The sequence below is a fragment of the Anoxybacillus suryakundensis genome (genome assembly GCF_001418025.1).
GTDB classification, from domain to species: domain Bacteria; phylum Bacillota; class Bacilli; order Bacillales; family Anoxybacillaceae; genus Anoxybacillus; species Anoxybacillus tengchongensis.
Window position 1 is genome coordinate 125133 of the sequence record NZ_LIOK01000003.1, and the last position, 22320, is coordinate 147452.

Annotated in this window: 21 protein-coding genes and 1 riboswitch; of the genes, 20 read left to right on the forward strand and 1 reads right to left on the reverse strand. The window is 43.3% G+C overall.

What is annotated here, in order from left to right; translation table 11 throughout:
* Positions 1 to 103 precede the first annotated feature (103 nt).
* Positions 104 to 952 (forward strand): helix-turn-helix domain-containing protein, encoded by an 849-nt coding sequence (locus ASC42_RS03050; protein ID WP_055440499.1) that lies wholly within the window; start codon positions 104 to 106, stop codon positions 950 to 952.
* Here the strand turns inward: ASC42_RS03050 and ASC42_RS03055 are convergent.
* Complete coding sequence (locus ASC42_RS03055) at positions 936 to 2699, reverse strand: alpha-glycosidase (RefSeq protein WP_055440500.1); 1764 nt, start codon at positions 2697 to 2699, stop codon at positions 936 to 938. The two genes, ASC42_RS03050 and ASC42_RS03055, sit on opposite strands and share 17 nt — an antisense overlap.
* Positions 2700 to 2973: 274 nt before the next feature.
* Between ASC42_RS03055 and ASC42_RS03060 the strand changes: the two genes are divergently transcribed.
* The 19 genes from ASC42_RS03060 (at position 2974) to cobM (ending at position 22319) form a co-directional block, all read left to right on the forward strand.
* A complete protein-coding gene (locus tag ASC42_RS03060) occupies positions 2974 to 4266 on the forward strand; it encodes an extracellular solute-binding protein (protein ID WP_055440501.1) in 1293 nt (430 codons plus the stop codon).
* Positions 4267 to 4377: 111 nt separating this feature from the next.
* Entirely contained in the window at positions 4378 to 5661 is a 1284-nt protein-coding gene (locus ASC42_RS03065) for a carbohydrate ABC transporter permease (RefSeq protein ID WP_042534515.1), read from the forward strand.
* A 1-nt stretch (position 5662) separates the two neighbouring features.
* Positions 5663 to 6505, forward strand: a complete 843-nt coding sequence (locus tag ASC42_RS03070; protein ID WP_032100816.1) for a sugar ABC transporter permease — start codon at positions 5663 to 5665, stop codon at positions 6503 to 6505.
* Between the two features lie 97 nt (positions 6506 to 6602).
* Complete coding sequence (locus tag ASC42_RS03075) at positions 6603 to 8117, forward strand: alpha-amylase family glycosyl hydrolase (protein WP_055440502.1); 1515 nt, start codon at positions 6603 to 6605, stop codon at positions 8115 to 8117.
* Positions 8118 to 8136: 19 nt separating this feature from the next.
* The gene (locus ASC42_RS03080; protein WP_055440503.1) at positions 8137 to 10464 is read left to right on the forward strand and encodes a glycoside hydrolase family 31 protein; all 2328 of its coding nucleotides are present in this window, start codon (positions 8137 to 8139) and stop codon (positions 10462 to 10464) included.
* Between the two features lie 16 nt (positions 10465 to 10480).
* On the forward strand, positions 10481 to 11515 hold the full coding sequence (locus ASC42_RS03085) for a LacI family DNA-binding transcriptional regulator (protein ID WP_055440504.1): 1035 nt from the start codon (positions 10481 to 10483) through the stop codon (positions 11513 to 11515).
* An 85-nt stretch (positions 11516 to 11600) separates the two neighbouring features.
* A riboswitch (cobalamin riboswitch) is annotated at positions 11601 to 11781 on the forward strand.
* A gap of 141 nt (positions 11782 to 11922) precedes the next feature.
* The gene (locus ASC42_RS03090; RefSeq protein WP_055440505.1) at positions 11923 to 12285 is read left to right on the forward strand and encodes a (2Fe-2S) ferredoxin domain-containing protein; all 363 of its coding nucleotides are present in this window, start codon (positions 11923 to 11925) and stop codon (positions 12283 to 12285) included.
* The gene (locus tag ASC42_RS03095) at positions 12282 to 13034 is read left to right on the forward strand and encodes an energy-coupling factor ABC transporter permease (RefSeq protein WP_209424216.1); all 753 of its coding nucleotides are present in this window, start codon (positions 12282 to 12284) and stop codon (positions 13032 to 13034) included. The genes ASC42_RS03090 and ASC42_RS03095 overlap by 4 nt, the downstream gene beginning before the upstream one ends.
* Positions 13031 to 13300 carry an energy-coupling factor ABC transporter substrate-binding protein gene (locus ASC42_RS03100; protein ID WP_055440506.1) on the forward strand — a complete coding sequence of 90 codons (270 nt, stop codon included), beginning with the start codon at positions 13031 to 13033 and terminating at the stop codon, positions 13298 to 13300. Before ASC42_RS03095 ends, ASC42_RS03100 begins: the two co-directional genes overlap by 4 nt.
* Positions 13293 to 14015: a CbiQ family ECF transporter T component gene (locus tag ASC42_RS03105; RefSeq protein ID WP_055440507.1), complete on the forward strand. Its 723-nt coding sequence runs from the start codon at positions 13293 to 13295 to the stop codon at positions 14013 to 14015. The genes ASC42_RS03100 and ASC42_RS03105 overlap by 8 nt, the downstream gene beginning before the upstream one ends.
* Positions 13999 to 14778 carry an energy-coupling factor ABC transporter ATP-binding protein gene (locus ASC42_RS03110; protein ID WP_055440508.1) on the forward strand — a complete coding sequence of 260 codons (780 nt, stop codon included), beginning with the start codon at positions 13999 to 14001 and terminating at the stop codon, positions 14776 to 14778. The genes ASC42_RS03105 and ASC42_RS03110 overlap by 17 nt, the downstream gene beginning before the upstream one ends.
* A gap of 4 nt (positions 14779 to 14782) precedes the next feature.
* Positions 14783 to 16309: a precorrin-3B C(17)-methyltransferase gene (gene cobJ, locus ASC42_RS03115; RefSeq protein WP_055440509.1), complete on the forward strand. Its 1527-nt coding sequence runs from the start codon at positions 14783 to 14785 to the stop codon at positions 16307 to 16309.
* A gap of 5 nt (positions 16310 to 16314) precedes the next feature.
* Positions 16315 to 17136: a sirohydrochlorin chelatase gene (locus ASC42_RS03120; RefSeq protein ID WP_055440510.1), complete on the forward strand. Its 822-nt coding sequence runs from the start codon at positions 16315 to 16317 to the stop codon at positions 17134 to 17136.
* Between the two features lie 10 nt (positions 17137 to 17146).
* Entirely contained in the window at positions 17147 to 17923 is a 777-nt protein-coding gene (gene cobK / locus ASC42_RS03125) for a precorrin-6A reductase (protein WP_032100805.1), read from the forward strand.
* Positions 17924 to 18571 (forward strand): precorrin-8X methylmutase, encoded by a 648-nt coding sequence (locus ASC42_RS03130; RefSeq protein WP_055440511.1) that lies wholly within the window; start codon positions 17924 to 17926, stop codon positions 18569 to 18571.
* Between the two features lie 2 nt (positions 18572 to 18573).
* Positions 18574 to 19686, forward strand: coding sequence for a cobalt-precorrin-5B (C(1))-methyltransferase (locus ASC42_RS03135; RefSeq protein ID WP_055440512.1), 1113 nt, complete (start codon positions 18574 to 18576; stop codon positions 19684 to 19686).
* A complete protein-coding gene (locus ASC42_RS03140; protein ID WP_055440513.1) occupies positions 19652 to 20857 on the forward strand; it encodes a bifunctional cobalt-precorrin-7 (C(5))-methyltransferase/cobalt-precorrin-6B (C(15))-methyltransferase in 1206 nt (401 codons plus the stop codon). The genes ASC42_RS03135 and ASC42_RS03140 overlap by 35 nt, the downstream gene beginning before the upstream one ends.
* Positions 20854 to 21555, forward strand: coding sequence for a precorrin-2 C(20)-methyltransferase (cobI, locus tag ASC42_RS03145; RefSeq protein WP_055440514.1), 702 nt, complete (start codon positions 20854 to 20856; stop codon positions 21553 to 21555). Before ASC42_RS03140 ends, cobI begins: the two co-directional genes overlap by 4 nt.
* The gene (gene cobM, locus ASC42_RS03150; protein WP_032100800.1) at positions 21552 to 22319 is read left to right on the forward strand and encodes a precorrin-4 C(11)-methyltransferase; all 768 of its coding nucleotides are present in this window, start codon (positions 21552 to 21554) and stop codon (positions 22317 to 22319) included. The genes cobI and cobM overlap by 4 nt, the downstream gene beginning before the upstream one ends.
* Position 22320: the final 1 nt, after the last annotated feature.

A 22320-nucleotide genomic window follows, 5' to 3' on the forward strand; every position in this document is an offset into this window, starting at 1 on the left:
TTTCCGACTTGCAAACTGTTTTTAGTTTAATGGATTGTATATAATAGTGAAAAGAGAAAAAGGCGATGACTTTTGTACATTTCCGACTTAAAGGGGAGATTGTATGTATATATCGTTTTCCGTACCACCGTTTCCTGTTTTTATTAAAGGAGGGGAGGCGGTTTTTCAAAAAGGAATGAAACATTTTCGGCGTACATTTTCCGTATTTGATTTACTGTATGTACAAAAAGGGACGTTATATATGACAGAACAACAAGAAACGTTTGCTGTTCGTGAGGGGGAATACGTCATTTTATGTCCGGGCTTTGAACATTATGGACATGAGCCTTGTGATGAAGATACATATTTTATTTGGGTTCATTTTTCTGCACCACAATACGAGCGTGTTGAAAAACAGCCGTACGGATGGAGCGATATTATTGAGAGAGAGGCTACATATGTCGATTATGCGCAATATCGTTTATTCATTCCGCAATATGGGAAGTTGAATCAAAAAGGAATGGAAACGATGCTTCAACATATCGTACATGAACAGCAAACACCTGATCATTCGCTGTCGCAACAGTTGTTATTTGCACAGTGGATCGTTCAACTGCAAAAACAAACGCTTCATATTCCATCAGCAGCTGAACACGTGTGTAGGGAGGCGATGGAATATATTCATCGTCATTATGATAAACCGTTTGAAATGGAGCATCTTGCTTATGCCCTCCGACTTCATCCAGACTATATCTCGCGCTGTATGCAAAAAACGATTGGAATGAGCGCGTTGCAATATGTAAACGATTATCGATTGAAAGTAGCAAAGAAAAAATTAGCCGCAACCAACGAGACGGTCGCGGCGATTGCAAAACAAGTCGGATTTGAAGATGGCGCATATTTTTCGCGCGTATTCAAAAAAATGGAAGGCATGACGCCAAGCGAATATCGCCGTTTTATACAGCGGACGTAGGCTGTACAAGCAGCATGCGAAAGCCGTACGGCTCAATATTCATTGTTTGTTCAGTTATGCATTCGTTTGTCCAAAGGTTGATGACCGTTTTGTCTTTTAGTGAAAATGGAACGGTCCATGTAAGCGATGTATCTGCATTGTTTAACAAGCAAACGATCGTTTCATCGTCGTACGTTTTCACGTAAGCGATATGATTTGTTTTATCGTTTGCTTCTAACATATGAAATTCGCCAAAGCGCAAGGCGCGATATTGTTTGCGCAACGCAATGAGCTTTTGTACATGCGTGAATATATCACGATCTTGCTTTTCTTTTTCCCATACCATACATTTGCGGCAAAGCGGGTCTTGCCCACCTGTTAAACCGATTTCATCCCCATAATAAATGCATGGTGATCCACTGAAAGAAAATTGGAACGTAAACATGAGCTTCACTTTTTCTTTTCGTTCACCGCATTGCGTTAAAATGCGTGGTGTATCGTGGCTGCCGAGCAAGTTAAACGCCACTTCATTTACGTTTTGCGGATAGTTATGCAACACATTCACGATCGTATGAGCAAATTCGTTTGCTTTTACGTTTTCTTTCGCAAAGTAGTTGAGCGCCCCGTTTGTGAACGGATAGTTCATAACCGCATCAAATTGATCACCGCGAAGCCACGGCATTGCATCGTGCCAAATTTCACCGAGAATATAAACGTCCGGTTTGATCGCTTTTACCGCTTGACGAAACTCGCGCCAAAATTGGTGATCGACTTCGTTCGCAACGTCTAAGCGCCAGCCGTCGATGTCAAACTCGCGAATCCAATATGTCGCGACATCTAATAAATATTGTTTCACTTCCGGATGTTCTGTGTTTAATTTCGGCATCTCTGGCACAAACGCAAACGTATCATAATTTGGAATCGGTTCCGTTTGAAGCGGGAATTCACGAATGTGGAACCAATCTTTATAGCGTGATTTCGTGCCGTTTTTTAATACGTCTTGAAACGGGGCGAAATAATAGCCGCTATGGTTAAACACGGCATCAAGCATGACACGAATGCCTTTGGCATGACATGCTTCAACAAGCCGCTTAAATGTTTGTTTGTCGCCAAATTGTGGGTCGATTTCGAAATAGTCAATCGTATCGTATTTATGGTTCGATGGCGCTTTGAAAATAGGTGTAAAATAAATGCCGTTAATGCCGAGTTCAACGAGATAGTCTAATTGTGCGATGATACCTTCAAAGTCGCCGCCGAAAAAGCTCGTTGTTGTCGGATCGACGCTTCCCCATGGCAACGTATTTGGTGGGTTTAAGCGTGGATTGCCGTTGGCGAACCGTTCAGGGAAAATTTGATACCAAACGGTGTCTTTCACCCAGCTAGGCGCGTGAAACACGTCGATGCGGTTTAAAAATGGAAAACAAAAATAGTATGCTGTATCGTCTGTCGGTGCTTGTTTGTAAAAGCCTTTTTCTGTATAAATAAGCACGTCTTCTCCTGCGTGCAATTCAAACCCATAGCGCAAGCGGCGATGCGGGGGTTGCACAGCGATAAACCAATAATCAAACAAAGCGTCACAACCGCTTTTTTGCATAGATTGCTTGTCAAATTGCCATGCGTCGTCTTTCCAAACGTATGGATCCCCAAATAACAAGTATACTGCATCGACATCATCTTTTTTTGTTCGCAGACGAATATGTAGCGTTCGCTCGTCGTATGCATAAGCAAACGCATCTTTTGGACGGTGGTAAATCGCTTCTTTTAACATGTTTCAAACACTCCTTTCAACTGTAAGCGCAATCGATTGCGCTTTTTATCACATGTTTGTACGCTCGTTCTGTTTTGAATGAAGGAAGCGGATACATTGCTTATGTAAAGCGTAAAATGAACAGAACTAAAAAGTCAACATTCATTCAAAAAAAGATGAAAAAAATAGTTGTCAAAACGGAAAATGATTGTATAATGAAGATAAAGGTTGTGCAATCGTTTTCGCAAAAATGAAAGCGTTTGTACGTATTGCTTAAAACACAGGAGGGGTCGAAATGAAAAAGACGGTATCCATTTTTTCATCGCTTGCATTACTTGCAGGTGTGATGGCAGGTTGTGGTCCACAAGATGAGGCAAAACCGAAAGAAAATGAAAATGAAGGAAAAACTGAAGTGTCAGAAGACGGCATGCCGCCAAAACCGGAAAAGCTTGTCGTTTGGGAAGACGTGAAGCGCGGTGTGGCGTTAGAGCCAGCGATTAAAGCGTTCGAAGAAAAGTATGGTATTAAAGTCGAGTACAAAGAAGTGGAAATGGCAACAAAACAGCGCGATCAACTGCGTTTAGACGGTCCGGCTGGCACAGGTCCTGACGTCATTACTGTTCCGCATGACCAAATCGGTCAGCTCGTTACAGAAGGGCTTATTCGCGAAATTCAAGTCGATCAATCGGTATTAGATACGTTTACAGAATCTTCGGTATCAGCGCAAATGTACGATGGAAAGTTATACGGACTTCCGAAAGCGGTAGAAACTCCTGTATTCATTTATAATAAAAAATTAATGGACAAAGCGCCAGAAACGATGGATGAATTGTATCAATTCTCAAAAGAGTTTACAAAAGGTGAACAATACGGTTTCTTAGCGCTTTGGGATAACTTCTATTTCGCGCACGGTGTGATCGCTGGTATGGGCGGTTACGTATTTAAAAACAATAACGGTGCGTTAGATCGCAACGATATCGGCTTAAATAATGAAGGAGCAGTCAAAGGAACAGAATATATTCAAAAATGGTATAAAGAATTGTTCCCGAAAGGTATTATCGGTGAAAACGGCGGTTCAGCGATGGATGGCTTATTCAACGAAGGAAAAGCAGCATCTGTCATGAACGGTCCGTGGGCGTTCCAAGGGATGCGTGATGCAGGCATCGATATCGGTGTCGCACCAATGCCGAAATTGCCAAACGGTGAGCCTGTGAAAACATTTATGGGTGTAAAAGGATGGCACGTATCTGCGTTCTCTAAACATCCTGAATGGGCAACAAAACTAATTGAGTTTATTACAAACGAAGAAAATGCGAAAAAACGTTTCGAGTTAACGCGTGAAATTCCGCCTGTGAAGTCGCTCATTAACGATCCATTAATCGCAGAAGATGAAGGAGCGAAAGCAGTCGCAATTCAATCTCAATACGCGATTCCAATGCCAAACATTCCTGAAATGGCAGAAGTATGGGGACCAATGGCGACAGCACTTCAACTTGTGGCAAATCAAAAAGCGGAGCCAAAACAAGCGCTTGATGAAGCTGTAAAAACAATTAAAACGAACATTGAAACAAACCATCCAAGCAAGTAAGAAGTGAGCGGTACCTCTCTTGTAGAGGTACTGCTTCAACTTTCTTTTATTTGTTTAGTTATTCACATTCAAGTGCGCTCCTCGCCATTGTTTAGAAAGGAGACAAAATCAATGGAAACACCAATGTATCAATCGAACCATCGGAAAATTGCCCTCGGTTTATCACTTATTCCGGGATTTGGACAACTATATAATCGTCAATACGTGAAAGGTATCTCATTTTTTATTTTAGCTGCTTCGTTTTTGATCGTTTTTAAAGATTTATTAAATATGGGATGGTGGGGAATCTTTACGCTCGGTGAAGTTGTCGGACGTGACCATTCCATTTTCTTGCTCGTTGAAGGAATTTTAGCAGTTATCATTTCAGTGTTTGGGCTTGGGTTTTATGCGTTTAATTTGCGCGACGCCTATAAAAATGGGCAAAAGCGCGATTTAGGGTTGAAAATTAGCTCGTTGCGTGAGCAATATCGCGCGCTCGTGGACAACGGCTTTCCATATTTAATGATTTCACCAGGGTTCATTTTGCTTGTGTTTGTCGTCATTTTTCCGATTATTTTCGTCGTGTTATTGGCGTTTACAAACTATGATTTGTATCATTCTCCGCCAGCAAAACTTGTTGATTGGGTTGGATTTCAAAACTTTATTGACTTAGTAAAGCTCGATCTTTGGCGAAAAACGTTCATTAACGTACTTGCCTGGACGATCGTTTGGACGTTTGGAGCAACAACGTTACAAATTGCGCTCGGTATTTTCCTAGCTATTATCGTGAACCAAAAAGATTTAAAAGGAAAAGCGATCATTCGGACGATTTTCATTTTACCGTGGGCTGTTCCAGCGTTTGTAACGATTCTCGTTTTCTCAGGTATGTTTAACGAATCGTTCGGTGTCATTAATAAAACGATTTTAGCATCGCTCGGCATCGGACCGATTGAATGGATGACGGATCCGTTTTGGACGAAAGTCGCACTCATTCTCATTCAAACGTGGCTCGGCTTCCCGTTCGTCTTTGCGATGACAACAGGGGTATTGCAAGCCATTCCGAACGAATTGTATGAAGCAGCGACAGTCGATGGCGCTTCAAGTTGGCAAAAGTTTACAAAAATTACACTTCCGCTCGTATTGTATGCGACAGCGCCAATTTTAATTACGCAATATACGTTTAACTTCAACAACTTTAACATCATTTACTTATTTAATGGCGGTGGCCCTGCGGTATCTGGGCAAAATGCAGGTGCGACAGACATTTTAATTTCGTGGATTTATCGTTTAACGATGACGTCTGCGCAATATTCAAAAGCAGCTGCGATTACGTTATTGCTTTCTCTCGTTGTCGTATCTGTCGCATTATGGCAGTTTAGAAGAACAAAATCATTTAAAGAAGAGGATATGATGTAATATGGATATGAAAAGACAAAAACTCATTCGGTTGACGTTGTCGTATGCAGTCATTTTGGCGATGACGATCATTATCGTCTATCCGCTTCTTTGGGTCGTTGGCTCGTCGTTTAACCCGGGGCAAAGTTTATCAGGGTCGAAAATGATTCCAGATAACGCCACGCTTGCCCATTATAAAAAGTTGTTTGATACATCGCAAAGCGACTATCTCACTTGGTATTGGAACTCTTTAAAAATTTCGACATTGACGATGATTTTTTCCGTCATTTTAGTTAGTTTAACAGCGTATTCGTTTTCACGTTATCGATTTATCGGCCGTCAAAACGGGTTAATGACGTTTTTGATTTTACAAATGATCCCAAACTTTGCGGCGTTGATTGCCATTTTCATTTTGGCACTTTTAACGGGATTAGTCGATACGCATTTAGGGTTAATTCTTGTATACGTCGGTGGGGCCATTCCGATGAATACGTGGCTGATGAAAGGATATTTAGATACGATTCCGAAAGAGCTCGATGAATCAGCGAAAATTGACGGAGCAGGGCATTTGCGTATTTTCTTTCAAATTGTTTTACCGCTTGCGAAACCGATTATCGCGGTTGTGGCGCTCTTTACGTTTATTGCGCCGTTTGGGGATTTTATTTTAGCGAGCGTGTTACTGCGCAGTAAAGAAAAATATACGCTTGCGGTCGGATTGTACGATTTAGTCGCAAAACAATTTGGTAGTGAATTTACAACGTTTGCAGCAGGATCCGTTTTAATTGCGGTGCCGATCGCTATTCTCTTCCTTTCATTCCAAAAGTATTTCGTCTCTGGCTTAACGGCAGGTGGAACAAAAGGGTGAGAAACGGAAGGAAAGAATCGCTTAGGTTCTTTCCTTTCTTACTATTTCGAGATATATTATCATAAGAAGCTTTGGAATGAATGGAGAGTGAAATGAAATGAAACGTGTATTTCGCGCGCTACTTATTTTTGTTTTGTTGTTGTCCGTAACGACGCCAGCGAGTGCGAAAACGGAGCGAACGTGGCAAGATGAACGCGTGTATTTTATTATGGTCGACCGTTTTAATAACGGCAATCCGAAAAATGACTATGAAGTGAACGTACATGACCCGAAAGCGTATCATGGCGGTGATTTGCAAGGAATTATTGACAAGCTTGACTACATAAAAGAGATGGGTTTTACAGCGATTTGGCTGACCCCGATTTTTGCGAATGAAAAAGGCGGGTATCACGGTTATTGGATTGAAGACTTTTACAAAGTGGAAGAACATTTCGGCACGCTCGATGATTTTAAACGGCTTGTAAAAGAAGCGCATAAGCGCGATATGAAAGTCATTTTAGATTTTGTCGTCAATCATACAGGATACAATCATCCGTGGCTGAACGATCCAGCGAAAAAAGATTGGTTTCATGAGAAAAAAGACATTTTCAATTGGGCGAATCAACAAGAAGTCGAAAACGGCTGGCTATTTGGTCTCCCTGATTTAGCGCAAGAAAATCCGGAAGTGAAAGCGTATTTATTGGATGTCGCGAAATGGTGGATTCAAGAAACGGACATCGACGGTTATCGTTTAGATACGGTCAAACATGTGCCAAAGTGGTTTTGGGACGAGTTTTCTAAAGAAGTGAAATCGGTGAAACAAGACTTTTTCCTTCTCGGTGAAGTGTGGCATGACGATCCGCGCTACGTTGCCGAATATGGCAAGCACGGCATCGATGCATTAATTGATTTTCCGTTTTATAAAGAAGCGTCTGCTATTTTTTCAAACGTCGATCAATCGCTTGAACCGCTTTACAACGTATGGAAGCGAAACGAGGCGTTTTATGAACGTCCGTATTTGCTTGGCACGTTTTTAGATAATCATGATACCGTTCGTTTTACACGATTAGCATTGCAAAATCGCATTAATCCGGTGACGCGTTTAAAGCTTGGATTGACGTATTTGTTTTCAGCACCAGGCATTCCGATTATGTACTATGGAACAGAAATAGCCCTTGATGGCGGGGAAGATCCAGACAACCGTCGTTTAATGAACTTCCGTACCGATAAAGAGCTCATTGACTATGTGACAAAGCTTGGTGAATTGCGTGAGAAGCTTCCGTCGCTTCGCCGAGGTGATTTTGAGTTGCTTTATGAAAAAGACGGCATGGCGCTCTTTAAACGAACGTATAAAAACGAAACAGCGGTCATTGCGATTAACAATACATCAAAAACGCAAAAAGTGACGCTCGATGACGAACTGGAACAAGGAAGGGAATTGCGCGGGTTGCTTGCAGGAGATTTAGTACGCAGCAAAGATGGGAAGTATGATATCATTTTAGATCGTGAAACGGCAGAAATTTACGTACTTGCGCCAAAAACAGGGGTAAACATTCCGTTTATCGCGGCACTTCTTGCGGTATATACAGCATTTGGACTGTTTTTATACTTAGCGAAAAAACGAAAAGCATGATGATGATGGAGGAGAGAACATGCTAGAAGATACGAGTTTTGCGATTCGACCGATCGATCAAGCGGACGAAAAAGAAGTGTGGCAACCGATTGGAGATGTGCAAAAAATTGAAGGTAAAAAACAAATATTTGCATTGACGTGCGACGAAGCAGTTGTTAATATTCATTTTTATCGTGGCGATATCGTTCGGGTGACGATCGATCCGTTCGATGGGAAGTACGATTCCGTTAGCCCAGCGGTCATCGCAACGCCAGAAAAAGTAGACGTGCACGTTCGTGAAGGAAAAGATGGCTGGGAGTTGCAGACAAAACGATTAACGGTCGTCATCGAGCGAAGCCCGTTTCGGTTAGCGATATACGACAATGAAGGAACGCTGCTTGTGCGCGATGAACAACCTGTATGTTTTCAAGCGAAAGGGCGTATGCGGTGTACACATGCGCTCACCCCGACCGATGTCGTATATGGATTAGGAGAAAAAACAGGTGTGTTAAATAAGCGCGGTGCAGTATGGACGATGTGGAATACGGATGTGTATGCGCCGCACAATTTAGAAACAGACCCGTTATATCAGTCGCATCCGTATATGATGGTGTTAAAAAACGGGCATGCGCACGGCATTTTTTTCGATCATACGTATAAAACGACGTTTGATTTACGTCATGAATCGTTTTATACGTTTACATCAGATGGGGGAGCGCTTGATTATTATGTGTTTGCTGGGTCGCATCCGAAAGATGTGTTAGCGCAATATACGCATCTTGTTGGACGTATGCCGCTGCCACCGAAATGGGCGCTCGGGTATCATCAATCGCGTTATAGTTATGAAACAGAGCAGGAAGTGCGTGAACTCATCGATACGTTTCGGGCGAAACACATTCCGCTTGATGCAGTATATTTGGACATTCATTATATGGATGAATATCGTGTTTTTACGTTTGATCAAAAACGGTTTCCACATCCGCAATCGCTCGTTCAATATGCAAAGGAACAAGGGGTTCATATCGTGCCGATTGTTGATCCGGGCGTGAAAGTTGACGCGGAGTATGATACGTATCGTGATGGAGTGCAAAAAGATTATTTTTGTAAATATGCTGACGGAACGTTGTACAAAGGAGACGTTTGGCCGGGGACGAGCGTGTTTCCAGACTTTTTAAAGAAAAAAGTGCGCAAATGGTGGGGCGAGCAGCATACGTTTTATACGGACATCGGCATTGAAGGAATTTGGAACGATATGAATGAGCCATCGGTATTTAACGAGACAAAAACGATGGATGAACAAGTCGTCCATGACGGATGGAAAACGCATCGCCAAGTGCATAACGTATACGGGATGATGATGACAGAGGCGACGTATCACGCATTGAAAAAGCAACTGAAAGGAAAACGCCCGTTTGTGTTGACGCGCGCAGGATTTGCCGGTATTCATCGCTACGCAGCTGTATGGACAGGCGATAATCGTAGCTTTTGGGAGCATCTTGAGCTGTCGATACCGATGTGCTTAAACTTAGGATTATCCGCAGTGGCGTTTTGCGGGGCAGATGTCGGTGGGTTTGCACATGATGCGAATGGAGAACTGCTCGTTCGATGGACGCAAGTTGGGGCATTTTTCCCGTATTTTCGCAATCATTGTGCGATTGATTTTGCTCGGCAAGAACCGTGGGCATTTGGGGAAACATACGAACAAATCGTAAAACGATATATTGAATTGCGATACGAATGGTTGCCACATTTATATTCGTTATGCTTTGAAGCGTATCAAACAGGTGTGCCGATGATGCGCCCGCTGATGATGGAATATCCGAACGATCGCGAAACGTGGAACATCTCAGATCAATTTATGGTTGGAAATGAAGTAATGGTCGCTCCGGTGATGCGTCCGTATACAGCGCATCGTATCGTGTACTTCCCAGAAGGACGTTGGATTGATTATTGGACAAAAGAAGTGTTTGAAGGTAGTCGGCGGTATATCGTGGAAGCTCCGCTTGATCGTTTGCCGATATATGTAAAAGAAGGGGCGATGATTGCTCACGCCGATGTGAAGCTATCGACCGCTATGGCTGATGAACAAATGACATTGTACGTGTATACAATGAAAGAAGGAACATCGACATACACGCTTTATGATGATGACGGAACAACGTTTGCGTATGAAAAAGGGGAATATATCCGCATGCATATTCGAGCAACGTTTGTTGATCATACCGTTCATTTTGATGTAAAAACAGATGGGACGTACCAACCAACATGGCAATTGCATGTCTCGTTTGTTGGGGACGTGCCGAAAACGATTGTTGTCAATGGGGAACAACGAGTCATCGATGAAGCGACAAACACGTTTGTTTTGTAAGAGATGGGGGATTTTTATGACAGTAACGATTAAAGATGTAGCGAAGCGAGCAAATGTGGCGCCATCGACCGTTTCCCGCGTCATCGCAGATAGCCCGCGCATTAGCGAGAAAACGAAGAAAAAAGTGCGCGAGGCGATGAAAGAGCTTGGCTATCATCCGAATTTCATCGCGCGTAGTTTAGCAAATAAGTCGACGCAAGTGATCGGGCTCGTCATGCCGAGCTCAGCTGATAAAGCGTTTCAAAACCCATTCTTCCCAGAAGTTATTCGCGGCATTAGCAAAGCGGTGCATGATCGGCAATATGCGTTGCAGTTATCGACAGGGGAAACGGAAGCGGAAATTTACGATGGCGTTGTGCATATGGTGCAAGGAAAGCGCGTCGATGGTGTAATTTTGCTGTATTCGCGTGCGAACGATAAAATTATGGCTTATTTACAAAAAGAAGATGTGCCGTTTGTTGTCATTGGAAAACCGCATAAAAAAGCAGAGGAGATTACGCACGTTGATAACGATAACGTGCGTGCGGCGCGCGAAGCGACAGAATATTTAATTGAACTTGGTCATGAGCGCATCGCGTTTGTTGGTGGAAACGTCAATCTTATTGTGACGATGGATCGTTTGCGCGGTTATGAAAAAGCGTTAAAATCTGCAGGGCTTGTATACAGAAAAGATTACATTGTGCATGAAGAATTTTTAAAAGAAGGCGGACAAGAAGCGATGAAAGAGTTGCTTTCACTTGCCGAACCGCCAACTGCGCTCGTTGTCGCCGACGATTTGATGGCGCTTGGGGTATTAAATACGCTTGCTGAAATGGGATTAAGCGTGCCGGGAGATGTATCGATTGTCAGTTTTAACAACGTGCTTTTATCGGAAATTTCTCGTCCACCGCTTACATCGGTAGACATTCATATTTTTCAACTTGGCTTTGAAGCGGCAAGAAATTTAATTCAACAAATCGAAAACCCAAATGAGCCGATTAAACGAATCATCATTCCACATACGATCGTGAAACGATTTTCGTGCGATTACTATAAGGCGCCTTCTGAATGAGAAGGTGCTTTTTTATAAAACAGGCTAGGCGAGAAGAAAAAAATGGTGTATCATATTCTTAACATTCGTGTTCTTTGAAAAACAATATACGATGAAGCAAGTACGGTGCATACGTCCGTATGCTTAAAAGGGAAGAACGGTGCAAAGCCGTCGCGGTACCCGCCACTGTGATGGGGAGTTTCGTTGCAATATGCCACTGATTTTTGGGAAGGCGCAACGAGATGATGAACCTAAGCCAGGAGACCTGCCTGCTTGCGATACGTCGGCTGCCTACGGGAATATAGGTGGACGTGCGGGGACGATGAAAAATACACAACAATTGTGAAAGTTTTATTGTTTGAATCTTTCGTTTTTTCTGCACCTCTACCTAGAGGTGCTTTTTTATTTTTTAAAAAGGGGCGACATATATGGCGACATGGGATTTACAAGGAACGAAACATCATGTGTTGATTTGTAACGGAGGGAGTTGTATGCGAAAAGGTGGAGAGGAGGTGACACAAGCGATTCGTGATGAAATTGACAGGATACAATTACATGAGTATGTTCATACAACGCGGACACGATGTAACGGTCGCTGTGAAGATGCGTGCGTCGTTATCGTTTATCCTGAAGGCATTTGGTATCGTGCCGTTAATGAGCAGATCGGAAAGGACATCGTACGAAAACATGTACGCGATGGTGAAATGTTGCATGAATATGTGACGTACACATACGATGAAGGCTTTGTCATGCCTAAATATAGCGTTGCGACAAGGGGGAAGAAAAAGTGAAGAAACCGTTGTTTTGGATTGTTAGTATGTGCGCTACGGTCTATATTTTATTTGCACTTTCACCTTCCGCATATGCGATGCACATTATGGAAGGGTTCTTACCTTGGCAATGGGCGCTCATTTGGTGGTTGCTATTTTTACCGTTTTTCTTTATTGGTTTACGTACAATGACGCATCTGATGAAACAAAAGCCGGAGGTGAAATTACTCCTTGCACTCGCTACAGCGTTTACATTTGTTTTGTCGGCATTAAAAATTCCATCTGTCACAGGCAGTAGTTCGCATCCGACAGGGACGGGGTTCGGGGCGCTTTTATTCGGACCGTTTGTTATGACGGTCATCGGTACAGCAGTATTATTGTTTCAAGCGCTTTTGCTTGCGCATGGTGGTTTGACGACGCTTGGGGCGAATGCATTTTCGATGGCGGTGGTCGGTCCGTTCGTTGCGTACGGCTTGTTCGTTTTATGTAAAAAGTGTGGAATATCATTGCGTATGTCCGTCTTTTTAGCGGCGATGATGGCTGATTTGGCGACATACGTCATGACGTCGTTTCAACTCGCCCTAGCATTTCCAGATGTAACGAGTGGCGTATGGGGCGCATTTTTAAAATTCGCTTCAATTTTTGCGGTGACACAAGTACCACTTGCGATTACGGAAGGACTCCTTACTGTTGTCGTATGGAACTTTTTGCATACGTACTCGGAGCGAGAGTTAGATGTGTTAGAGGAGAGGAGAGTGTTTTTTAAATGAGCGATCGGATATTGTTATTCATTGCTGCACTTTTAATCATTTTGCCGCTCTTGTTTGTCAAAAATACAGAGTTTGCCGGAGCGGATACGGCTGCTGAAGAAATGATTCAACAAATTGCACCACATTATGAACCGTGGTTTGATGTCGTATTTGAACCGCCGGGTGGAGAAGTAGAGACGTTATTATTTTCTTTACAAGCTGCGTTTGGTGCTGGAGTGATTGGATATATTATCGGACTGTATAAAGGACGAAAGAGAAATGGTTAGTTGGCTTGATCAATGGGCGTATCGGAATCGTCTTTCGAAATTAAATGCTACATTTAAGCTAATATTTGCGCTTATTTTGCTCATATGGGCGCTTCTTGGGACGAATGTTGTCCGCTTAATCATTATCGTTTGGTTGCTCGTTTGGTTGCTTGGATATGCGCGTTTGCCTTCGAGCGTTTGTTTACGCGTTTGTATGCTCATAGCGCTCGTTATTCTCGGAAGTAGCATACCGCTTCTTTTTTCATTTGATGGCGCAATTCACTTCATAAGTGAAAGCTTTTCATATGTAAGTACAGTTTTTTTACGAGCGTTTACAAGTTCTCTTGTTCTCTTTTTCCTTGCGATCACAACGCCATTTTTTCGTATTGCTCACGCATTAAGCAAATGGCACGTTCCTAAAGCATTTATTGAACTGTTGTTGTTGACGTATCGTTTTATTTTTATAGTAGAAAAAACAGCAAAAGAACTGTTTGTTACGGCGCAAATAAAATGTGGGGAGCGGGATTGGCGCTTTGCTTCACTAGCTGTTGCACAGTTGTTACGTCAAACATTACATCATTATGAGACGATGATGATTGCACAACAGGCGCGCAACGTTTCTTTTGCTGTTCCAATGTGTGCAGATGAACAGTTGCCAAGAAGGTATATCATTGAAGCGTTTATTGGAATTGTTGTTCTATTTATTTTGGAGGGCTTATATGCTACGGTTTCATAATGTTCATTATACGTATCGAAACGGAGCGCACGTGTTAAAAGGGGTGTCGCTTACAATTGAACGAGGAAAAAAATATGCGCTCATTGGAAAAAACGGTTGTGGGAAAACGACGTGGTTGCTTCATGCAAACGGTATTTACCGACCGACCAAAGGGGATGTGTATTGGGAAGGAGAGAAAGTAGCAGATCGTCAGCAATGGCGAGATTTGCGAAAGCATGTTGGTGTCGTTTTTCAAAACCCAGAACATCAATTTTTAGCACCGATGATTGAGGAAGAACTAGCGCTTAGTTTAGAAGGAAATCACGAGCAAATGGCACAAATTATGAAACAGTTTTCGCTTGAGAAGTGGCGCGATATACCGATACATCATTTAAGTCTTGGACAAAAAAAATGGTTATCACTTGCGGTGGCGATGGCGCCAAAGCCTCATTTGCTTATTGTCGATGAACCATCTGCTTATTTAGATGTTTCGCAGAGCGAGCGCTTAGTCATGAAACTAAATGAGCTGCATAAAGAGGGTACAACGCCTGTTGTCATTACGCACGATCTTGATTTCGTTTGGCAATGGGCGGATGAAGTGTTTGTTATGCATGATGGTCGCATCGTTTTGCATGGAACACCGGCCTTTGTATTTACAAAAACGAACATATTTTATGAGCTTGGTTTGCCGCTTCCACTTCTTTTACGCATATGGCTGAAGGAAAACAAGATGTGTACAGAACAGCAACTGTTTGAATGGATCGAACGATGGAAAAAGGGGTGAAAACATGGTGGGAAAATTGTTTGTTGTCGGCTTTGGCCCAGGAAGTGTCGATCATATGACAAAGCGAGCTCGCGAGGCGATTGAAGAAAGCGATGTTATTGTCGGCTATAAAACGTATGTCGATTTAGTCATGGATCTCATCGATGGAAAAGAAGTCATTAGCACGGGAATGACAGAAGAAGTGAGCCGGGCTCAAGAGGCGATTAAACAGGCGGAACGTGGTAAAAAAGTGGCTGTCATATCAAGTGGAGATGCAGGGTTGTACGGTATGGCGGGGCTCATTTACGAAGTGTTAATTGAAAAAGGATGGGAAAAAGAAACAGGCATCGAAGTGGAGATTATTCCGGGTATTTCAGCCATTCATTCTTGCGCCGCTTTATTAGGGGCACCCATTATGCACGATTCATGCACGATTAGTTTAAGCGACCATTTAACGCCATGGAACGTCATTGCAAAAAGAATAGAAGCAGCTGCCGCAGCGGATTTCGTTATTGCGCTATACAATCCGAAGAGCGGTCGCCGTACGCAACAAATTGTCGAGGCGCAGCGTATTTTATTAACATACCGTTCACCAGACACGCCCGTTGGTCTTGTGAAAAGTGCGTACCGCGAGCGGCAACATATTGTATTAACGAGTTTAGGGGAAATGTTAGAGCATGACATCGGCATGTTAACGACGGTCATTATCGGAAATTCTTCCACGTTCGTTCATGACGGTGTGATGATTACCCCTCGTGGCTATGAGCGAAAATATAAGCTATCAAGCGCTGTCCAACCGTTAAAACTGCACGAGCGATTGCGACCAGAAGCGGAACCATGGGCGTTAACGAACATGCGCTCACTAGCGGAAGAAGCGTATGAAAAAGTGGCTGCTCCAAAGAAACAAACAACGGAACGGTTGGAAGTAGCAGTTAGTCCGGGAGTGGTAAATAAAACATTTACGCCAAAGCAAATGATGGATCTCGCTCGCATCGTCGGCGAGCAAGGGATGATTACGTATACGGCGGATCATTATTTAAAAGTAACGGTGGAAACAGAACGACCAGACGACATCGTCCGTGAACTTTTAGAAGCAGGTTTAACGGTTGCACCAACGGGAAATGTGTGTGTTATAAAAGCGTGTGACTTTTGTGAGGGAGAAAAAAAAGATGCGATTCCTTATGCTGAGCAACTGCATAAACAATTTGGTGGCATGAATTTACCAAAAGAACTGCGCCTTGGATTTAACGGGTGTGGCATGGCGTGTTACGGGGCTGTCCATGAAGATATCGGAATTGTTTATCGTAAAGGGGCGTTTGATTTATTTTTAGGTGGGAAAACAGTAGGAAGAAATGCACATCCTGGACAGCTTGTCGCCGAAGGCATTCGTCCAGATGACATTGTAGAAACGATCGCTCGCATTATTGTGCAATATAAAGAAGAAGGATATGCAAACGAGCGATTTCATAAGTTTTTTGAGCGAAAAAAAGAGGTCGGTGGCTTTGCTTATGGACAAACGATCAAAGCAGAGCCTGCGGCATGTGGGGAGTGATGAAAATGAAAGCTGTTTTATTTGTTGGGCATGGAAGTCGAGATGAAGAAGGAAACGAACAAGTACGACAGTTTGTTCAAACCATTCGCCCGCAAATTGATGAGACGTTTTATGTGCATACATGTTTTTTAGAATTTGGCGTTCCATCAATCATTGATGGCATTGCCCATTGTGTAGAACAAGGGGCAACAGATGTTATTGTCATTCCAATCATTTTACTTCCAGCTGGACATTCCAAGCTGCACATACCGGCAGCGATTGACGAGGCAAAAGAGCGCTATCCACACGTTTCGTTTATGTATGGGCGACCACTTGGTATTCATAATGATACGTTTACGATTTTAAACGACCGACTGAAAGAAGCAGGGGTTGTTACGGATGAGCAAACAGCAATCATTTTGCTTGGACGCGGAGGAAGCGACCCCGATGCGAATAGCGATTTATATAAAATTGCTCGCTTATTTTGGGAGCGAAATAAACAGGCGATCGTTGAACCTGCGTTTATGGGTGTCACAAATCCGTCATTAGATGAGGCTGTCGTAAGATGTGTTAAGCTCGGAGCAAAAAAAATCGTTGTTTTACCTTACTTTTTATTTACAGGCGTGCTTATTAAGCGATTAGAAAAGAAAGTTTCTGAGTTTCAAAGCATGTATCCGCATATGTCATTTGTATTGGCGCATTATTTTGGCTTTCATCCGTCGCTACAAACGATTGTGCTTGATCGGTTACAAGAAGTGCTTAGTCACTCGGTTCATATGAATTGTGATACGTGCCAATATCGGCTTCATATGGCTGAACATCACCACCACCATCATCATGATCATTGAGGTGAGATGAATGATTATTATGTTGTCGGGAACGAGCGATGCAAGGCAATTAGCGTTAGCCATTCGTGACGCAGGGTATGACGTATTGGCTACAGTTGTCACCGAACACGCCGCAGAACAAATGTCATATGTCGGATTGCGTGCGCATATCGGACGTTTAAACGCGCATGAAATGGTTGAGATCATAAAACAACATAAAGCGAAAGCGATCGTTGATGCGAGCCATCCATTTGCAGAAGAAGCGTCGCAACAAGCGATGCAAGCAGCAGAGGAAGCGAACGTTCCGTATATCCGCTATGAACGAAAAGAAAGCGTCATTATGTATGATCGCGTTACATTCGTCGATAGCTACGAAGCGGCAGCAGAGTACGCAGCGAAAAAAAGAGGGGTCATCATGCTTACGACAGGAAGCAAAACGTTGCATATTTTTGCAGAAAAGTTGCTCCCGCTTCCCGATGTTCGTCTCATTGCACGTATGTTGCCACGGAAAGACAATATGGAAAAGTGCGAACAATTACGCTTTCCGCAAGAAAATATTATTGCGATGCAAGGACCGTTTACGAAGCAACTAGATATGGCTTTGATGAAACATTTTGGTGTGACGCTCCTTGTAACGAAAGAAAGCGGACGAGTGGGATTTGTCGATGAAAAAATTGCAGCAGCGCAACAACTTGGCATTGAAACGGTTGTCATCCGCCGTCCGAAACTTTCTTATCCCGTCGTTTATCATGAGTTTTCTGACGTCATTCGTGCGTTGGAAGAAATGAAAAAGAAAGGAGAAAAATAAATGGATTTTCGAACAACATTTCGCCCATTAACTGTTCAGCCAGAACAAATTGAACAAAAAAGCTTTCAAATCATTGATGATGAGATAGGAGAGCACTCATTTGCTGAACAGCAATACGCCATCGTTCAACGCGTCATTCATGCAAGCGCCGATTTTGAGTTAGGAAAGAGTCTTTTATTTCATCCTCGTGCGATTGAAGCGGGCATTTCAGCGATTCGCGCGGGAAAAAAAGTCGTTGCTGATGTACAAATGGTACAAGTTGGAATAAACAAAGCACGTCTTGAAAAATATGGTGGGAGTGTGCACGTGTATATTTCTGATGATGATGTCATGAAAGAAGCGAAGCGATTAAACACGACGCGTGCGATTGTTGCGATGCGCAAAGCGGTGAAAGAAGCGGACGGAGGCATTTTTGCCATTGGCAATGCACCAACCGCTTTGCTTGAATTAATTCGATTAGTGAAAGAAGGAGAGGCACGCCCAGGTTTAATTATCGGTCTCCCTGTCGGCTTTGTCTCAGCAGCGGAATCGAAAGAAGAGTTAGCGAAACTAGATATTCCATTTATTACGAACATCGGAAGAAAAGGAGGGAGTACGGTGACAGTGGCCGCGTTAAATGCCTTGTCTATTTTAGCGGAGCGAGGATAAGTATGGAAAAGGGAAAATTACGTGAGGGGTATACGACCGGGGCATGTGCAACGGCTGCGACAAAAGCGGCGTTATGTGCGCTTATTACCGGCATCAAACAAACAGAAGCGACAATTATGTTGCCGATCGGGCGGGAAGTCACTTTCCCGATCGTTTCTTGTGAAATGGAGAAAGATCGAGCGAGTGCGACCGTGGTGAAAGATGGGGGGGACGACCCTGATGTGACGCACGGTGCTTCCATTGTTGCGACAGTTAGCTGGATCGACGAAGGCATTCTTATTGATGGAGGAGAAGGGGTCGGTAGAGTAACAAAGCCCGGACTTCCCGTTCCAGTTGGCGAAGCAGCCATTAATCCGGTACCACGGCAAATGATGACCGATGTTGTTCACGAGTTGCTTACGGAATACGGTGTGAAGTGTGGGGTACGCATTGTTATTTCCGTACCGAACGGAGAAGAAATTGCGAAGAAAACGTTAAATGGTCGTCTCGGCATTATTGGCGGCATTTCTATTTTAGGCACCCGCGGCATCGTCGTCCCGTTTTCGACATCTGCTTATCGAGCAAGTATTGTGCGTGCTCTTGAAGTTGCCGTCGCGTGTGGTTGTGGCCATGTGGTTATTACTACAGGAGGACGAAGTGAAAAATATGCGATGATGCAATATAGCCATCTTCCAGAAGAAGCGTTTATTGAGATGGGAGATTTCGTCGGTTTTACGCTGAAACAATGTAAGCGTCTCGGTATGAAAACTATATCGCTCGTTGGGATGATGGGGAAATTTTCAAAAGTCGCTCAAGGAGTAATGATGGTGCACTCGAAAAGTGCTCCTGTCGATTTTCATTTTTTAGCAGATGTTGCGAAGCAAGCAGGTGCTCCGCCACCTCTCATTGAAGCGGTGAAACAAGCGAATACAGCGTCACAAGTTGGAGATATGATGTACGCAGCAGGATATATGTCGTTTTTCGATTTGTTATGTGATTATTGTTGTCAACATGCGTTGCGGGAAGTGCATGGTGGAATGGTCATTGAAACGACGCTTTATACGTTAAACGGACAACGGTTAGGAAGGGCGGTGCGAAACGATGGAGCGAATGAAATTAATCGGAATTGGAGCTGATGGGACAGATTCTCTTCCTTCCCTGTATGAACGATGGATTCATGAGAGCGAGCGGCTCGTGGGCGGAGAAAGGCAGCTGTCTTTTTTTCCTCACTACAAAGGGGAAAAAATTGTTATTCGAAGCAACTTATCATCACTTTTTGAAACGCTTGTAAACGAGCCGAAAAAAACGGTCGTTTTAGCATCAGGTGATCCGTTATTTTACGGAATCGGTAGTTATTTAGCGAAAAAAGTTCCGATTGAAGTATATCCCTCTATCAGTTCACTCCAATGGGCGTTTGCGAAAATAGGGGAAAGTTGGCATGATGCGTACGTTGTTAGTTTACATGGACGTTCGATGAAAGGGTTTGCTCAGCGTATAGATGGAAAAGAAAAAGTAGCTATTTTAACAGATGAAACGAACGATCCGCGTGCGATTGCTTCATATCTTTTAGAATATGGTATGACGGAATATGAGGCGTTTGTTGGCGAAAATCTTGGTGGGGAGAACGAGCGTTGTCGCTTTTTTACATTAGAGGATATGATGCATACATCGTTTTCCCCATTAAATATCGTCGTTTTACGACGTGTAAATAAAGAACCGAGCTGGACGTTTGGTATAGAGGATGAAGAGTTTTTTCAGAGAAAACCAGAAAAAGGGCTCATTACGAAAAAAGAAGTACGTGTATTAAGCTTGCAAGCACTTCGCCTCCATGAAAAAAGTGTCGTATGGGACATTGGTACGTGCACAGGATCGGTCGCTATTGAAGCGGCGAAAATCGCTCGGGAAGGAGCGGTATTTGCTGTTGAGAAAAACGCGTTAGATATTGAAATATGTCGGAAAAATATGAAAAAATTCCGCACAGACTTTACACTCGTGCACGGTCGAGCGCCAGAACATTTAGAGCAGTTTCCTGATCCAGATGCCGTCTTTATTGGGGGGACATCAGGAAGTTTACGGGATATTATTGCAGCTTGTTGCACGCGGTTAAAACAAGGGGGACGCATCGTCATCAATGCGGTCACAATCGAAACGTTATATGAAGCGACAGATGCGTTACGTCGTCACGGTTACGATGTCGATATTTTGCTCGCTCAGTTTTCGCGAAGCAAGCCAATTTTACAATTGACACGGTTTGATGCATTAAACCCGATATATATTATTTCAGCACGAAAGGGGGAAAGCAAGTGATCGGTACGTTATATGGCATTGGTGTCGGACCGGGCGATCCAGAACTGTTGACAGTAAAAGCATTTCGGCGATTGAAAGAAGCGCACGTGATTGCTTATCCAAAAAAGACGAATGGCAGTAAAAGTTATGCGCAACAAATTGTTGATGCGTACTTTTCTTCAGCGGAAAAAGAGATGCTTGGTCTCGTTTTTCCAATGACGAAAGACGAAAATGTATTGCGTGAAAAATGGAATGAAACAGTCGAAACGGTATGGACTTATTTGCGTGAGGGGAAACATGTGGCGTTTGTGACAGAAGGCGATCCACTTTTATATAGCACATTTATTCATTTTATGCGCACGATGCAAATAAAATATCCAGACGTGTCAATTGAAATTGTTCCCGGCATTTCATCTATAAATGGCGCAGCAGCACGCCTGCAGTTGCCGCTAGCGGACGGCGATGAAACGATCGCTATCTTCCCCGCACGCGATGATTATGATGCGATGAAAAAAGCGATTCAAGAGCACGAGTGCGTCGTATTTTTAAAAGTAGCAAAAGTCATGCCACTCCTTCTCTCTCTTCTAAAAGAGATGAATTTGGTGAAGCAAGCGGCAGTCGTGACAAAAGTGACGTCTCATGAAGAGGTCATATGGGACATCGAGCAATTAGAACATATGTCGTTGCCATATTTAACGTTAATGGTGGTGAGAAAGTGAAAATATATATTGTGGGAGCTGGTCCAGGAGCGAGCGACTTAATTACAGTCAGAGGAATGAAGTTGTTGCAGCGAGCGGATGCCATTTTTTATACGGATTCGCTTGTCCATGATGAATTGCTTACATATGCAAAAAAAGACGCGCGCATTTTTCGGACATCGGGCATGCATTTAAAGCAAATTGTCTCACTTATGTGTGAAGAAGTGAGAAGCGGGAAGATGGTCGTTCGTCTTCATACAGGTGATCCAGCAATTTATGGAGCAACGATGGAACAAATCGTACTTTTGAAAAAAGAAGGCATTGACGTCGAAATTGTTCCGGGAGTTAGTTCTGTATTCGCTGCTGCCGCTGCTGCGCAAGTGGAGTTGACCGTACCTAATTTGACGCAAACGGTTATTTTAACACGTGCGGAAGGAAGAACACCGGTTCCAGAAAAGGAGAAGCTCACTTTGCTTGCTGAACATCACTGTACGATTGCTCTTTTTTTAAGTGCAACGTTAACAAAAAAAGTGACAGCTGCATTTCTTGAAGCTGGCTGGAGTGAGCATACCCCTGTCGTTGTTGTATATAAAGCGACGTGGCCGGACGAAAAAGTCGTGCGTTCGACTGTTGGTACGCTTCATGAAGATATGCAGCGCCATGGCATTCGACAACATGCCCTTATTTTAGCGGGATGGGCGCTTTCAAATGAGCTTGATGGGTCATATCGTTCTAAATTGTACGATGAAACATTTACACACGGCTATCGTAAAGGAGAGAAGTAAA

What these genes read in the sequence shown, in the direction of transcription:
- ASC42_RS03050 (WP_055440499.1), top strand. Translation starts at nt 104, where the DNA reads ATGTATATATCGTTTTCCGTACCACCGTTTCCTGTTTTTATTAAAGGA.
- ASC42_RS03055 (WP_055440500.1), bottom strand. Translation starts at nt 2,699, where the DNA reads ATGTTAAAAGAAGCGATTTACCACCGTCCAAAAGATGCGTTTGCTTAT.
- ASC42_RS03060 (WP_055440501.1), top strand. Translation starts at nt 2,974, where the DNA reads ATGAAAAAGACGGTATCCATTTTTTCATCGCTTGCATTACTTGCAGGT.
- ASC42_RS03065 (WP_042534515.1), top strand. Translation starts at nt 4,378, where the DNA reads ATGGAAACACCAATGTATCAATCGAACCATCGGAAAATTGCCCTCGGT.
- ASC42_RS03070 (WP_032100816.1), top strand. Translation starts at nt 5,663, where the DNA reads ATGGATATGAAAAGACAAAAACTCATTCGGTTGACGTTGTCGTATGCA.
- ASC42_RS03075 (WP_055440502.1), top strand. Translation starts at nt 6,603, where the DNA reads ATGAAACGTGTATTTCGCGCGCTACTTATTTTTGTTTTGTTGTTGTCC.
- ASC42_RS03080 (WP_055440503.1), top strand. Translation starts at nt 8,137, where the DNA reads ATGCTAGAAGATACGAGTTTTGCGATTCGACCGATCGATCAAGCGGAC.
- ASC42_RS03085 (WP_055440504.1), top strand. Translation starts at nt 10,481, where the DNA reads ATGACAGTAACGATTAAAGATGTAGCGAAGCGAGCAAATGTGGCGCCA.
- ASC42_RS03090 (WP_055440505.1), top strand. Translation starts at nt 11,923, where the DNA reads ATGGCGACATGGGATTTACAAGGAACGAAACATCATGTGTTGATTTGT.
- ASC42_RS03100 (WP_055440506.1), top strand. Translation starts at nt 13,031, where the DNA reads ATGAGCGATCGGATATTGTTATTCATTGCTGCACTTTTAATCATTTTG.
- ASC42_RS03105 (WP_055440507.1), top strand. Translation starts at nt 13,293, where the DNA reads ATGGTTAGTTGGCTTGATCAATGGGCGTATCGGAATCGTCTTTCGAAA.
- ASC42_RS03110 (WP_055440508.1), top strand. Translation starts at nt 13,999, where the DNA reads ATGCTACGGTTTCATAATGTTCATTATACGTATCGAAACGGAGCGCAC.
- cobJ (WP_055440509.1), top strand. Translation starts at nt 14,783, where the DNA reads ATGGTGGGAAAATTGTTTGTTGTCGGCTTTGGCCCAGGAAGTGTCGAT.
- ASC42_RS03120 (WP_055440510.1), top strand. Translation starts at nt 16,315, where the DNA reads ATGAAAGCTGTTTTATTTGTTGGGCATGGAAGTCGAGATGAAGAAGGA.
- cobK (WP_032100805.1), top strand. Translation starts at nt 17,147, where the DNA reads ATGATTATTATGTTGTCGGGAACGAGCGATGCAAGGCAATTAGCGTTA.
- ASC42_RS03130 (WP_055440511.1), top strand. Translation starts at nt 17,924, where the DNA reads ATGGATTTTCGAACAACATTTCGCCCATTAACTGTTCAGCCAGAACAA.
- ASC42_RS03135 (WP_055440512.1), top strand. Translation starts at nt 18,574, where the DNA reads ATGGAAAAGGGAAAATTACGTGAGGGGTATACGACCGGGGCATGTGCA.
- ASC42_RS03140 (WP_055440513.1), top strand. Translation starts at nt 19,652, where the DNA reads ATGGAGCGAATGAAATTAATCGGAATTGGAGCTGATGGGACAGATTCT.